This window comes from Streptomyces sp. R41, assembly GCF_041053055.1.
Taxonomy (GTDB): Bacteria; Actinomycetota; Actinomycetes; order Streptomycetales; family Streptomycetaceae; genus Streptomyces.
Genome location: NZ_CP163443.1, coordinates 9,115,379 through 9,129,194, shown reverse-complemented (window position 1 = coordinate 9,129,194; position 13,816 = coordinate 9,115,379). Strand labels below are relative to the sequence as shown.

11 protein-coding genes and 1 riboswitch are annotated in these 13,816 nt (G+C 69.1%); of the genes, 1 reads left to right on the top strand and 10 read right to left on the bottom strand.

Annotated elements, in window-relative coordinates; all coding sequences use genetic code 11:
• Positions 1–155 precede the first annotated feature (155 nt).
• Positions 156–1,058 carry a peptidoglycan DD-metalloendopeptidase family protein gene (locus AB5J53_RS41445; protein ID WP_369250742.1) on the bottom strand — a complete coding sequence of 301 codons (903 nt, stop codon included), beginning with the start codon at positions 1,056–1,058 and terminating at the stop codon, positions 156–158.
• A 4-nt stretch (positions 1,059–1,062) separates the two neighbouring features.
• A riboswitch (cyclic di-AMP (ydaO/yuaA leader) is annotated at positions 1,063–1,238 on the bottom strand.
• A gap of 283 nt (positions 1,239–1,521) precedes the next feature.
• Positions 1,522–3,591 (bottom strand): alpha-galactosidase, encoded by a 2,070-nt coding sequence (locus AB5J53_RS41440; protein WP_369250741.1) that lies wholly within the window; start codon positions 3,589–3,591, stop codon positions 1,522–1,524.
• A gap of 195 nt (positions 3,592–3,786) precedes the next feature.
• On the opposite strand from AB5J53_RS41440, the gene AB5J53_RS41435 reads away from it, so the two are divergent.
• On the top strand, positions 3,787–4,584 hold the full coding sequence (locus AB5J53_RS41435) for a tyrosine-protein phosphatase (protein WP_369250740.1): 798 nt from the start codon (positions 3,787–3,789) through the stop codon (positions 4,582–4,584).
• A 14-nt stretch (positions 4,585–4,598) separates the two neighbouring features.
• Here AB5J53_RS41435 and AB5J53_RS41430 read toward each other — a convergent pair whose 3' ends face one another.
• The 8 genes from AB5J53_RS41430 to shc all read right to left on the bottom strand — a co-directional run bounded on the left by AB5J53_RS41430 (position 4,599) and on the right by shc (position 13,793).
• Positions 4,599–4,715 (bottom strand): DUF6126 family protein, encoded by a 117-nt coding sequence (locus AB5J53_RS41430; RefSeq protein WP_369252793.1) that lies wholly within the window; start codon positions 4,713–4,715, stop codon positions 4,599–4,601.
• Positions 4,716–4,747: 32 nt separating this feature from the next.
• Entirely contained in the window at positions 4,748–5,392 is a 645-nt protein-coding gene (locus tag AB5J53_RS41425) for a helix-turn-helix domain-containing protein (protein WP_369250739.1), read from the bottom strand.
• Between the two features lie 206 nt (positions 5,393–5,598).
• The gene (locus AB5J53_RS41420) at positions 5,599–6,999 is read right to left on the bottom strand and encodes an aspartate aminotransferase family protein (RefSeq protein WP_369250738.1); all 1,401 of its coding nucleotides are present in this window, start codon (positions 6,997–6,999) and stop codon (positions 5,599–5,601) included.
• A complete protein-coding gene (dxs, locus tag AB5J53_RS41415; RefSeq protein ID WP_369250737.1) occupies positions 6,996–8,930 on the bottom strand; it encodes a 1-deoxy-D-xylulose-5-phosphate synthase in 1,935 nt (644 codons plus the stop codon). The genes AB5J53_RS41420 and dxs overlap by 4 nt, the downstream gene beginning before the upstream one ends.
• 28 nt (positions 8,931–8,958) lie before the next feature.
• Positions 8,959–10,116 (bottom strand): flavodoxin-dependent (E)-4-hydroxy-3-methylbut-2-enyl-diphosphate synthase, encoded by a 1,158-nt coding sequence (gene ispG / locus AB5J53_RS41410; RefSeq protein ID WP_369250736.1) that lies wholly within the window; start codon positions 10,114–10,116, stop codon positions 8,959–8,961.
• A 4-nt stretch (positions 10,117–10,120) separates the two neighbouring features.
• Positions 10,121–11,143, bottom strand: coding sequence for an adenosyl-hopene transferase HpnH (hpnH, locus tag AB5J53_RS41405; RefSeq protein ID WP_369250735.1), 1,023 nt, complete (start codon positions 11,141–11,143; stop codon positions 10,121–10,123).
• A gap of 5 nt (positions 11,144–11,148) precedes the next feature.
• Complete coding sequence (locus AB5J53_RS41400) at positions 11,149–11,790, bottom strand: 1-hydroxy-2-methyl-2-butenyl 4-diphosphate reductase (protein ID WP_369250734.1); 642 nt, start codon at positions 11,788–11,790, stop codon at positions 11,149–11,151.
• Positions 11,790–13,793 (bottom strand): squalene--hopene cyclase, encoded by a 2,004-nt coding sequence (gene shc, locus AB5J53_RS41395; protein WP_369250733.1) that lies wholly within the window; start codon positions 13,791–13,793, stop codon positions 11,790–11,792. Before shc ends, AB5J53_RS41400 begins: the two co-directional genes overlap by 1 nt.
• Positions 13,794–13,816 lie beyond the last annotated feature (23 nt).

Sequence of the window (13,816 nt, the reverse complement as noted above, 5' to 3'; positions counted from 1 at the left end):
CGATCATGAACGACCGGGAACGCAATGTTCCGATCATGGAGCGCACATGAGGGGCCGGAGGGGTCGCTCATGGAACACCGAAGGCCGGGCCCCGGGGATCGTGGGGTCCGGCCTTCGGAGGCAGTCCCGCCGGCAAGGGCGGGCAAGGAGGTGTGTCAGACGACGGCGACACCGTGCGAGCGCAGGTACGCGACCGGGTCCACGTCCGAGCCGTAGTTCGGCGTGGTGCGGATCTCGAAGTGCAGGTGCGGTCCGGTGACGTTGCCGGTCGCGCCGGAGAGGCCGATCTGCTGGCCCGCGGTCACGGTCTGGCCCGCCGAGACGGAGAGCGAGGACATGTGGGCGTACTGGGAGTACTGGCCGTCGGCGTGCTGGATGACGACCTGGTTGCCGTAGGCGCCGCCCCAGCCGGCCGAGACCACGGTGCCCGCGGCGATGGCCTTGATCGTGGTGCCGGTCGGGACCACGAAGTCCACGCCGGTGTGGTAGCCGCTGGACCACATGCTGCCCGCCACCTTGTAGCTGGTGCCGATGGTGGCGCCCTCGACCGGCAGGGTGTAGCCGGAACTGCTGGTGGTGGAGGCGGCGTTGGTGGCCTTGGTGGCCTTGGTGGCCTTCTCGGCCGAGGCCTTGGCCTTGGCCGACGAGGTCGTCGTCTTGGCGGACGACGGGGTGGCGCTGCCGGAGGCGGCCTTCTTGCCGATCGTCAGCTTCAGCCCCGGGTGGATCAGCGACGGGTCGCTGCCGATGACCGAGCGGTTGTCGGAGTAGAGCTTCTTCCAGCCGCCGGTGACCTTCTGCTCGCCGGCGATTTTCGAGAGGTAGTCGCCGGGCTTCACCGCGTACATCTTGGTCCCGGCCGCCTTCTTCGTGGCAATGGGAGCGGTGGTCGCGGTCTTCTCGACATTCTGCGCGACGGAGGCCGTCGGGGTCGCGGCGTGGGCGCCGGTGGCTCCCATCAGAGGCAGCGCGAGCGCGGCGCCGCCCGTTCCGGCCACGGCGATCGAGCGGGTGAAACGCTGAGACTTGGGACGGCGGTGCTTACCCTTCGCGGGCATGACGAATTCCTCTCCGGCGCCTGCGAGGTGAGCTGTCGGGTGCGGGCTGGAGATGCCCGGCCGTGCAATTGCACGGCTATACCCCTAGCCGTTCCGGAGACCGGAACAGGCATGGAACCTGTGGGTCCCCCGCTCCTGCCATATGCGGGTGAGTGTGCGGATTCCGGGCGGCGGCAGGATTGGGCGTCCGTCCGGATTGAGGCCGAACGTAAGCGAAATGAGAGCGCATCCACAAGCATGTGGCTTTTCTGTGCGCACGCCCTTCTTGATCCATCACGGAATTCCGGTCACCCTCCGTGGATCGACGATCTTTCCAAGCTCTCAAACCGCCCGGGAATTGGGGCGGGTTGAGAAAAGGCGACCGCAACACATCGTCACGAATATGACGCTCCTCACGCACCTCGACCCACGATGCTTTATTCCAGGGCCAGTTGGAATGAAGGCGTTAATTCGGACAGAACAGTCACATGCGACGCAGTCGGATAACCGTCGCATCAAGGTCCCCCCGCAGCCCCGTCCGCACCCCGTGATGCAGCAGCACCGCACCCCGGTGCACTTCGCCCGTTTCGCGGCACTCATACGCTTCTGTCGGGTCGAGTCCGCGCAGCCGGAGCGGGGCGACCGGCTCGCCGTGGCGCTGGGCCTGAAGCCAGGCGAGGACGACGGTCTCATCGCCGTGGACATACTGCACCGCGCTCAGCCCGCCCTCCGGGGGCCGCAGCCGGTAGAGGTCGCCGCGCTGCACGACGGGCCGGATCTCCTTGTAGAGATCCACCCATCCCCGCGCCTCGTCGAGCTCCTCCTCGCTCCACTCACTCAGGTCCCCGCCGACGCCGAGCACCCCTGCCATGGCGCTCACGAAGCGGAAGCGCAGCGAACTGACCCTGCCGTTGAGCTGCGTGTTCGGGCTGTCCGTGACCCAGGCGGCCATGATCCGGGCCGGGTGGATCTGACTGAAGCCGTGCTGGATGGCGAGCCGGTCGAGCGGGTCGGTGTTGTCGGACGTCCACACCTGGTCCGTACGCGCCATGATGCCGAGGTCGATACGGCCGCCACCGCCCGAGCAGGACTCGAAGGCGACCCCGGGGTGCGCCGCGCGCAGCCGGTCGAGGAGGGCGTACAGGGCCTCGACGTGCTCGACCCACAGCTTCTGCGGGTAGCGCTCGCCGGGCCAACCCGCGTCCGTGAAGCAGCGGTTGAAGTCCCACTTCACATAGTCGATCGGGGCGCTGGAGAGCAGGCCGTCGAGCTGCTCCCACAGGTACTCCTGAACGTCCGGGCGAGCGAGGTTCAGTACGAGCTGATTGCGGTACTCCGTCCTGGTTCGCCCGGGCTGGAACTGCACCCAGTCGGGATGCGCGCGATAGAGCTCGCTGTCCGGATTGACCATTTCCGGCTCGACCCAGATCCCGAACCGCATGCCCAGCGCGTGCACGTAGTCACCGAGCGGCTTGAGCCCTGCCGGGAAACGGTCCGGGTTGGGGGTCCAGTCGCCGAGCCCGGCCCGGTCGCTGGTGCGCGCCCCGAACCAGCCGTCGTCGACCACGAACAGCTCGATGCCCATCGCCGCGGCCCGGCGCGCGAGCACCCCCTGCTGCTCCTCGGAGATGTCGAAGGTGGTGGCCTCCCAGGAGTTGAACAGCACCGGCCGGTCCTGGTCCGCGTCCGGGATGACGTACGCGCGCTGATAGGCGTGCCAGGCCCGGCTCGCCCCGCCGAAGCCCCCGTCGCTCCACAGTCCGGCGAAGACCGGGGTCGTGAACGACTCCCCCGACTCCAGACTGAGCAGCCCGGAATCGTCGTACCCCGCGCCACCGGAGATCTGCACGCGAGCGTCGGGAAGTTGGGCCACGGAGATCCGCCACGAGCCCGACCAGCCGAGCGCGCACCCGTACACCTCACCGCTCTCCTCGGTCGCCTCGCTGTCGAGCGCGACCCAGGGCAGGTGCTGGTGCCCGGTATGGCCCCGCCGGCTGCCGATGACCTTCTCTCCGTAGGTGAGGGGGGAGCGTACGAGCCGGGACTCGGCCGCCCATCGCCCGTGCAGCTGGGAAAGCCGCCAGCCGTCGCGCTCGGGCAGCGTCCAGGTCGCGGAGTCGGCGCGCAGCAGCTCCAGGGCCGGGCCCTCGTTGGCGAGCGTCACCCAGCGCTCGACGACATCGCCGCGCATCCGGTAATGCAGCGTGATGCCGAGCCCGGAGTCCGAGAAACGCAGCCGCAGCTCGTCGGCGTCCGCCTCGTGGGCCTCGAAGCGCCACTCGGTACCGCGCCGCTCGTCGGTGCGCACGGAAAGGGCGGGGCGTACGAAGCGCGGGCCGCCTTCGACCGGGTACTCCTCGTGCCCGTCGAGCGGGGACTCGAAGGGCCAGTACTGCGGCGCGGGCAGCGCGGCGAGCGCCTCGGCGTCCGCGAGCGTGATCCGTGGGCCCCAGTGCAGGTGCAGCAGCTCGTCGCGTTCGGTGAGCCGCACTGCGTAGCTGCTTGTCGGCCCCGAAAGAAGCCAGGTACGAGCGTCCGTGCCGACTTCGATCATCAGTCCCCCACAGATTCGAACAGGTGCGATCAGACGCCAACATCATCATGGGCTCGGTGCCCCGAGGCAACGCCTGTGGACAACTCATTGCCCCAGGAACCCATGTCGTATCGTCGAGAGCGCAACCCGCACACAAGCGCCAAGCGCCGCCGAGCGAAGCCGAGCAGCGCCCACGGCCGAATGGGAGGAGCCCCAGTGACGCAGCAGGTCCCGTCGACCGAGCCCGAGCTGGCAGGCGTGCGCAACTTCCGGGACGTGGGCGGCCTGCCCACCGTGGACGGCCGGCGCGTGAAGCAGGGGCAGCTGTTCCGCAGCGGCCACCTGGCGCACGCCACCGAGGAGGACGCCGCGTTCCTCACCTCCCTGGGCCTGCACACGATCTTCGACTTCCGCAATGCCTCGGACCAGAAGCTGGAGGGCCCGGACGTCGAGCTGCCGGGTGTGCGGAACGTGAATCTTCCGCTGACCGACCCTGCCGACGGCGCCGAGTTCTGGAAGATGGTCCGCGACGGCGAGATCGACCAGCTCCGCTCGATCCTCGGGGACGGCAAGGCCGCCAATCGCATGATCAACTCGTACCGGACGATCATCAAGCAGCGCACGGCCGAGCACTCCCAGGTGCTGCACGCGCTGGCCGACGACAGCGTGCCCGCGCTGATGCACTGCGCGGCGGGCAAGGACCGCGCGGGCCTGTCGATAGCCGTGACGCTCCTCGCCCTCGGCGTCGAGCGCGACGCGATCGTTGCCGACTACCTGGAGTCGAACGCCGCGCACCGCCGCTACAAGGTGCACCGCAGCAGCAGCTCCGCCGCCGGGTACTCCCCGGAGGTCATGGAGCTGCTCAGCCCGCTGTTCGACGCGCGCGCCGAATACCTGACGGCGGCCTTCGAGACGATCGAGGAGACCTGGGGCGGCGTCGACCCCTACCTGGAGCAGGCGCTGCGCATCACCCCCGAGCTGCGGGTGCGCCTGCGCGAGCGCCTGCTGGACTGACCGCCGCGGGGAACCTAGTGGCTCTGCGCGCCCAGCGTGAACAGCAGGTAGATGAAGGCCGCGAAGACGTGGCCTACGGCGATGTAGATGATCAGCCGTATCCACAGGGCGCGCGGGAACCGCTCCTCCATGGACCGTGGCCTGCCGGGTTCTGTGGGTTCGGTCATGACGTCTCTCCCGAGGTCGGGTGCCCCGTCACCGGGCCGAGGCACAGCGCGGCGGTGGGGCTCTGCAGCAGGGTGTGGACGAACAGGAGCTCCGCTCCGGCGCGATCGGCGGCGGCGATGCGATGCGGGGTGAGCGAGTCGAAGTGCGCGCTGTCGCCCGGGGCGAGCACATGCGCGGTGTCCCCGAGGCGCAGTCGCAGCCGGCCCTGGAGGACGTACAGCCACTCCTCGCCGGAGTGGACACGCACGATGTCGCCTTGGGAGCCGTACGGGACGTGCACCCGCAGGGCCTGCATGCCCCGGGCCGGGGCGCCGGCCTGCCAGTACGTCCAGCCGCCCGCCCCGGTCGGCTCCATGTCGGCGGCGCGCACGATCGCGTCACGCTCGGCGACCGTCTCGCCGAGCAGTTCTGAGACGGTCGTACCGTAGATACGGGCAAGCGCGAGCAGCATCGGCAGCGAGGGCTGGCGCTGCCCGGTCTCCAATCGCGAGAGGTGGGCGGGCGAGAGCCCGGCGGCGCGGGACGCGGCCTCCAGGGTCAGGGAGGCACGGCGGCGCAGCTCGCGCAGTTGGGGTGCGACGACGGGAAGCTCGCCGGCCGCCCCCGGCTCGGAAGGGCTCGTACCCTCGACAGGGTTCATGCCTCCATTGAGCCGCAGCCTTGCCTCATGGGCAAATTCTTTGCCCATGAGGCAAAAGACCGATCCGTCGCACGAGCGGCGGGCCCAGAACCGCACTCACGGCAGACACGGGCCCAGACCGCACTACATCGCAGAGACGGGCCCAGACCGCGCTCACGGCCAGGAAGAGGGCGGGCCCAAGGCGCGAGCCCGCCCGTACATCGCGGCTAGCGGTTCGCCACCGCCTGCTTCACCAGCGTCTTTCCGAAGTCCCACATCAGCCCGCCTCCGCTGTGCGCGTCGTCCATCACCGCGGTGAAGGCCTCGACGAAGCGGTCGACGTCCTGCTCGCCGATGATCAGCGGCGGGATCAGCTTGATCACCTCCAGATGGTCGCCGGAGACCTGGGTGAGGATGCGGTGCCGTTGCAGCAGCGGGACGACCACCATCTGCGCGAACAGGCCCTTGCGCGCGGCCTGCAGCATCGTCCAGCGGCTGCGCAGCTTCAGCGACTTGGGCCGCCCGAACTCGATGCCGATCATCAGGCCCCGGCCGCGTACGTCGCTCAGCAGCTCGTACTTGTCGATCAGTGCCGCCAGCCGGGACGTGAGCCGCTCGCCGGTGGCACGCGCGTTGGCGACGATCTGCTCGTTCTCCATGACCGACAGCACGGCGAGACCGGCCGCCATGGCTTGCGCATTCGAGCCGAAACTCGCCGAGTGCACGAGGACCCGGTCCATCGACGAGTAGACCTTCTTGAAGATCCAGTCCTTGCCGAGGGTCGCACCGACCGGCACATAACCGCCGGAGAGCGCCTTCGCCACGCACACCAGGTCCGGCTCGACGCCCTCCTCGTGCTGGTAGGCGTAGAAGTCGCCGGTCCGTCCGAGCCCGGTCTGCACCTCGTCCGCGATGAGCAGCGCCTTGTGCTTGTGCAGCAGCTCCTGGGCGGCTCGCAGATATCCGGGCGGGGCCTCGTGCACGCCCTTGCCCTGGATGGGCTCGACGATGAGCGCCGCGACGTCGCCCTTCTTCAGCTCCCGTGCCAGGACATCGAGATCCCCGAGCGGGACAGGGGTGTCGGGCAGCAGCGGCGCGAAGCCGTCGCGGAAGCCGTCCTCGCCGTTCACGGACAGCGAGCCGGTGGTCAGGCCGTGGAAGGCGTGGGAGCAGTACAGGATCCGCGGCTTCCCGGTGGCGTACCGGGCGAACTTCAACGCGGTCTCGACCGCCTCCGTGCCGCTGTTGCCGAAGAAGACCCGGTCCAGGTGCGGGCTGTGGGCGAGCAGCTTCTCCGCGAGGAGCCCGGGCAGCGGCTGACAGTCGAACCGGGTGAGGTCGGCGAGCGAGGCGTCCAGGACGTCGTGCAGCGCCTGGCGGACGACGGGGTGATGGCGGCCCAGGCCCATCACCCCGAACCCGGCGAGCATGTCCAGGTAGTCGTTGCCGTCCGCGTCCCAGAAGTGGGCACCCTCGGCCCGCTCGTACACCTTGTCGAAGCCGATGGTGTGCAGCATGCGCGGGAGCTGGTGGTTCAGATACTTGGTGTGCAGCTCGTAGCGCTCGGCTCCGCGCTCGGCCAGCAGCGCGCCGAGGTCGAACTCCCGCTTCTGAGCAGGGTCGTTCATTCCTGTTTCTCCTTGGACAACTCATCCATGGACAGCTTGTCCTCGACCTTGGACAGCTCATCCTTGACGGCCAGGCCGGCGCTGATCCGCCCGGCGATCTCGACGGGCGTGAGACCTATGTCGGCCAGCACTTCACCGCGCTTGGCGTGTGCGAGGAACTGCTCCGGGATGCCGAACCGCCGTACGGGCACGTCGACTTCGGCGTCCCCGAGTGCCAGCGCGACCGCCGCGCCGACGCCCGCCGCCCGGCTGTTGTCCTCGACGACGGCGACGAGCCGGTGCTCGGCGGCGAGGCCGGGCAGCGACGGGTCGACGGGCTTGACCCAGCGCGGGTCGACGACCGTGCAGCCGATGCCGCGGGCTTCGAGCAGCTCGGCCGCCTGCAGACAGACCGGCGCCATGACACCGACGGCCACCAGGAGGACCTGCGGGGTCCCCGAAGAGCGATGCAGGACATCCAGCCCGCCCACATGGTCCACGGCCGGAATCGCCGGTCCCACGGACTCCTTCGGGAAGCGGATCAGCGTCGGCGCGTCGTCGACGGCGACCGCCTCGCGCAGCTGGGCCCGCAGCTGGTCGGCGTCGCGCGGCGCGGCGATCCTGAGGCCCGGCACGACCTGGAGGATCGACATGTCCCACATGCCGTTGTGCGACGCCCCGTCGACTCCCGTGACCCCGGCCCGGTCGAGGACGAAGGTCACGCCGCAGCGGTGCAGCGCGACGTCCATGAGGAGCTGGTCGAAAGCACGGTTGAGGAAGGTGGCGTAGACGGCGACGACGGGATGGAGGCCGCCGGTGGCGAGCCCCGCGGCCGAGACCGTGGCGTGCTGCTCGGCGATCCCGACGTCCCACACCCGGTCGGGGAACTTCTCGGCGAACTTCCCGAGTCCCACAGGGTGCAGCATGGCCGCCGTGATCGCCACGACATCGTCCCGCTCCTCGCCGATCCGCACGATCTCGTCCCCGAACACCGAGGTCCAGGAAGGCCCGTTGGAGGGCGCGAGGGGCTCGCAGGTGAGCGGGTCCATCACACCGACCGTGTGGAAGTGGTCCTCCTCGTGCGCGAGGGCGGGCTCGTAGCCTCGGCCCTTCTCCGTCAGACAGTGAATGAGCACGGGCCCGTGGAAGCGTTTCGCGCGCCGCAGCGCCGACTCGACGGCCCCCACGTCGTGCCCGTCGATCGGCCCGACGTACTTGAGCCCGAGGTCCTCGAACATGCCCTGCGGGGCGAACGCGTCCTTGAAGCCCTTCTTCGCTCCGTGCAGCGATTCGTAGATGGTGTTTCCGACGACGGGTGTGCGCAGCAGCACGTCCTTGCCCCAGGCGAGGACCTTCTCGTAACTGTCCGTCGTACGCAGGGTCGCGAGGTGATTGGCAAGCCCGCCGATGGTCGGCGCGTAAGAGCGTTCGTTGTCGTTGACGACGATGATCAGCGGGCGGTCCTTGGCGGCGGCGATGTTGTTCAGCGCCTCCCACGCCATGCCGCCGGTGAGGGCGCCGTCGCCAATGACCGCGACGACGTGGCCCTTCTCGCCCTGCACCTGACGGGCCTTGGCGAGCCCGTCCGCCCAGCCGAGCGCCGTGGAGGCGTGGCTGTTCTCGATGATGTCGTGCTCGGACTCCTCACGCGAGGGGTAGCCCGACAGGCCGCCCTTGCCACGCAGCTTGGAGAAGTCCTGACGTCCCGTCAGCAGCTTGTGTACGTAGCTCTGGTGGCCGGTGTCCCACAGGATGCGGTCGACGGGTGACTCGAAGGCCCGGTGGAGCGCGATGGAGAGTTCCACCACTCCCAGATTGGGCCCGAGGTGACCGCCGGTCCTGGCGACCGCGTGCACCAGGAACTCCCGTATCTCGTCGGCCAGTTCACCGAGTTCCGCCTCGGACAGCGCCTTCAGGTCGCGTGGTCCCCGGATGTTCTCCAGAATCGTCACGCTCGGGCCCCCTCTCGGTCCGTGCTGATCAACTCACGATGACGGCCGGTTCTCCGGACGCGACGCCGTCGTTCTCCATCTGCTCGGCGATCTTCATCGCCTCGTCGATGAGGGTCTCGACGATCTTCGACTCGGGTACGGTCTTGATGACCTCGCCCTTGACGAAGATCTGCCCCTTGCCGTTGCCGGAGGCGACCCCCAGGTCCGCCTCCCGCGCCTCTCCGGGGCCGTTGACGACGCAGCCCATGACCGCGACGCGCAACGGGACCTCCATCCCCTCCAGACCGGCCGTGACCTCGTCGGCCAGCTTGTACACATCGACCTGGGCGCGCCCGCAGGACGGGCACGAGACGATCTCCAGACGCCGCTGGCGCAGCCCGAGCGACTCCAGGATCTGGATGCCGACCTTGACCTCCTCGGCGGGCGGGGCGCTCAAGGACACCCGGATGGTGTCCCCGATCCCCTCGCTGAGCAGCGCCCCGAAGGCGACGGCCGACTTGATGGTCCCCTGGAACGCCGGACCGGCTTCCGTCACACCGAGGTGCAGCGGATAGTCGCACTGCGCCGCCAGCTGACGGTAGGCGTTGACCATCACCACCGGGTCGTTGTGCTTCACCGAGATCTTGATGTCCCTGAAGCCGTGCTCCTCGAAGAGCGACGCCTCCCACAGCGCCGATTCGACGAGCGCCTCGGGCGTCGCCTTCCCGTACTTGTGCAGCAGCCGCCGGTCGAGGGAGCCCGCGTTGACACCGATCCGGATCGGCGTGCCGTGATCCTTCGCGGCCCGCGCGATCTCCTTCACCTTGTCGTCGAACTGCTTGATGTTGCCGGGGTTCACCCGCACCGCCGCACAGCCCGCCTCGATCGCGGCGAACACGTACTTCGGCTGGAAGTGGATGTCCGCGATCACCGGGATCTGCGACTTGCGGGCGATGGTGGCGAGGGCGTCCGCGTCGTCCTGCGTGGGGCAGGCGACACGGACGATCTGGCAGCCGGACGCGGTGAGTTCCGCGATCTGCTGCAAGGTGGCGCCGATGTCCGACGTACGCGTCGTCGTCATCGACTGCACCGACACGGGTGCGCCGCCCCCGACCGCCACCGGTCCGACCTGGATCTGCCGCGAGATGCGGCGCTCCGCGATCGGTCGGACCGGCACCTCGGGGAGGCCCAAGGAAACGGCGGTCATGACGTCACCCGCGGCTTTCCGTGAAGGTCTCACGGGCTGCGCGCAGCGACTCCTTGAGGGAGCCCATGGTGGCGAGGACGGCGGTCGGCTCGTAGCCGCAGTGCGCCATGCAGTTGGCGCACCGGTCGTCCTTGCCGCGGCCGTACGCGTCCCAGTCGGTCTCTTCCAGGAGCTGCTTGTACGTCTGTACGTACCCGTCGCTCATCAGGTAGCAGGGCTTCTGCCAGCCGAAGAGCGAGTAGCTGGGGATCGCCCAGGCGGTGCACGGGAAGTCGACCTTGCCCTCCAGGAAGTCCAGGAAGAGCGGGCTCTGGTTGAGCCGCCAGCGGCGCCGGTTGCCGCCCGCGAAGGCCTTCTTGAACAGCTCACGGGTCTGCTGTACGCCGAGGAAGTGCTCCTGGTCGGGGGCCTTCTCGTAGGCGTAGGCGGGCGAGAGCATCATCTCGTCCACCTTCAGGTCGTCGTTGAGGAAGTTGAGGACCTCGATGATGGTCTGCGGGGTGTCGGTGTTGAAGAAGGTCGAGTTGGTGGTGACGCGGAAGCCGCGCCGCTTGGCCTCCTTGATGGCTTCGACCGCCTCGTCGAAGGTGCCCTCCTTGGCCACCGACTCGTCGTGCCGCTCGCGCAGCCCGTCGATGTGCACGGCCCACGCGAAGTAGGGCGAGGGCTTGAACTTGTCCATCTTCTTGCGCATCAGCAGCGCGTTGGTGCACAGGAAGACGAACTTCTTCTTGGCCACCAACTGCCGCACGATCTCATCGATCTGCGGGTGCATCAGCGGCTCGCCGCCGGCGATGGACACCATCGGCGCACCGGACTCAAGTACCGCTCCCACGGCCTGGGCCACGGGCATGCGCTGCTTGAGCACTCCCGCCGGGTGCTGGATCTTGCCGCAGCCCTCGCACTTGAGGTTGCACGCGAAGAGCGGTTCCAACTCGACCAGCAGCGCGAACTTGTCCCGCTTCTTGAGCTTCTGTTCAAACAGGTACGCAGCGACCTTCATGGACTGCCGAAGCGGCATGGCCATCTGGCTCACCTCCGAGGGAGCAACAAAGAACGGTGCCATTCAAAAAAAGCGGGAAGCACGGCACGAAGAACACGGAAAGCTGATATTCCACCGCGCACCGTGCCGATACGGACGAGTTCATGTTCTGGAGCGTCCACGACCACTCGGACGGCCGCAACCGGGCGCGCGCCCGTGCGCACGGCGCCGTGCAGTGTGGATGCCGACTCCATGTCGACCGCGATTGCGCCGGTCGCGAGCAGATCCGACCGTTCGTGACCGCGGACGACGTGATCGGAGCCGGTGAGGGGTCCCGTGTGGACCGTGCGCCCGGGCACGGCGCGCACGAGTTCCTTGACGAGCAGATCGACGCCTACGCAGGGGGTGTTGCCGCGCGGGTCCCGGGTCTCCTCGGCGACGACCAGGTCACCGGGGTGCATGCCCGGGGCGAGGCCCGCGCAGAAGCCCGTGGCCAGGACCGCGGCCTCGCGCAGCGCCGGGTCGGCGAGCACCCGGGTGATCGAGCGTTCGGCCGCCTTGGGCCCCATGCCCGTACGCAGCACGGTGACGGGCCCGTCGGCCCCGGTGCGGTCGCCGCTGCGCAGGGCGAGGTGCTCGATGCCGAGCGCGCAGGCGATCAGCAAAGGGGACGGGTCGGGCTTGCTGCTCATCAACCCCCCTGGGCCTCGGCGAAGGGCTCGCCGTGCACGTACCGGCCGAGCGCGGTGAGTGGGAAGACCTGCCGGTAGAGGTGGTAGTTGATCGAGAAGTCCCACGGGAAGCCGGTTCCCGTGAAGTACGGCTCGTCCCAGGAGCCGTCCGCCAGCTGGGTCTCCGCGAGCCACTCGACCCCGCGCTCCACGGCCTTGGAGTCGCGCTCCCCTGCGGCCAGCAGGGCGAGAAGGGCCCAGCCGGTCTGCGAGGCGGTCGAGGCGCCCCGTCCGCTCCACTCGGCGACGTCGTGGTAGGAGCGCAGGTCCTCGCCCCAGCCCCCGTCGTCGTTCTGGACGGCCTCCAGCCAGGCCACGGCCCGGCGGATCGCCGGGTGCGAGGCGGGCAGTCCGGCGGCGACCAGTGCGGGCACCACCGACCCTGTTCCGTATACGTAGTTGACGCCCCAGCGCCCGAACCAGGATCCGTTCGGCTCCTGGTGGGCGAGCAGCCACTCGATGCCCCGGCGGGTACGCAGGTCGTGCGAGAGGCCCTCCACCGCGAGCATCTCGACCACATGGGCGGTGACATCCGCGGACGGCGGGTCGATGACCTCCCCGAAGTCGCAGAAGGGAAGCCGGTTCGGGAACGCGCTGGTGTTGTCGACGTCGAAGGCGCCCCAGCCGCCGTCCTTGGACTGCATGCCGAGGTTCCAGCGCACCCCGCGCCCGATGGCGTTCTCGACACGCTCCGGGTCGTGGTGCTTGACGCGGCGCAGCGCCAGGGCCACCTCGGCGGTGTCGTCGATGTCGGGGTAGTTGTCGTTGTGGAACTCGAACGCCCAGCCGCCCGGGGGCAGCCCGGGCCGCTTGACCGCCCAGTCTCCGGGCCGGACGATCTCCTCGCCGAGCATCCAGTCCGCGGCCTTCACGAGCTGCGGATGGTCGGCGGGGACGCCCGCGTCGGCAAGCGCGATGGTCGCGAGGCATGTGTCCCACACCGGCGACTGGCAGGCCTCGATCATCCGGGCACCGTCCTCGCGCCACACGGCGAAACGGTCCAGCGAGGCCAACCCCTCACGCATCACCGGGTGTTCGAGGTCGTAGCCGAGCAGATGCAGGGCGATGACCGAGTACACGGCGGGCGGCTGGATGCCTCCCCAGCAGCCGTCGTTCTCCTGCCGCTCGATGATCCAGCGCGCTGCCGAGTTCATCGCGGCCCTGCGCAGCCGACGCGGCGCGACCTTGCGGTACTGGTGCAGCGCCTTGTCGAGGCGCTGGAAGGCGCCGTCCCAACTCGCCACGGGTGCCAGGGGCTTGACCGGATTGGGATGAGCGGCGTCGGTGTGCAGCTCGTCGAGCGGGAACGGCGCGGGCCGCACCGGACGCTTCGCCGAGACGATGGTGAGCGGCACGATCGTCTGCCGCGCCCAACACCCGAAGTCGTAGATGTTGAGCGGCATCCACTTGGGGAAGTAGATGAGCTCCGGCGGGAGTTCGGGCAGGTCGTCCCACTTCCACCAGCCGAACAGAGCGAGCCAGATCCGGGTGAAGACACGGGCCGAGGCGATGCCCCCGCGCTCACGGATCCACGCGGACGCCTTCGCCATGTGGGGCTCGTCCGGGGCGTCCCCGGCCATCCGCAGGGCGACGTACGCCTCGATGGTGGTGGAGAGTTCGCCGGGCCCGCCGTAGAAGGTCGCCCAGGTGCCGTCGTCGCGCTGTTCCCCACGAATGAACAGCCCGGCGGCGCGCGTGGTCGACTCGTCGCGGATGCCCAGGAACTGACGGAGGAGCAGGTCCTCGGCGTCCATCGTGACGTTCGTCTCGAGGTCGCCCTTCCACCAGCCCTCGGCGTCCTGCCGCGACAGCAGGAAGTCCGTGGCGCGCTGTATCGCGCGCGTGGCGGCGTCTCGGGTCTCGACTGTCCCGGCCGCCACGGGAGTCGTCGCAATGTGTGTTTCGCTGGCCGAGGCAGCGCGGGGCGGCAGGGCCCCGGTGCTTCCGTCGGTCGTCGCTGTCATGGCTTCCCCTTCGTGCAGTGGTA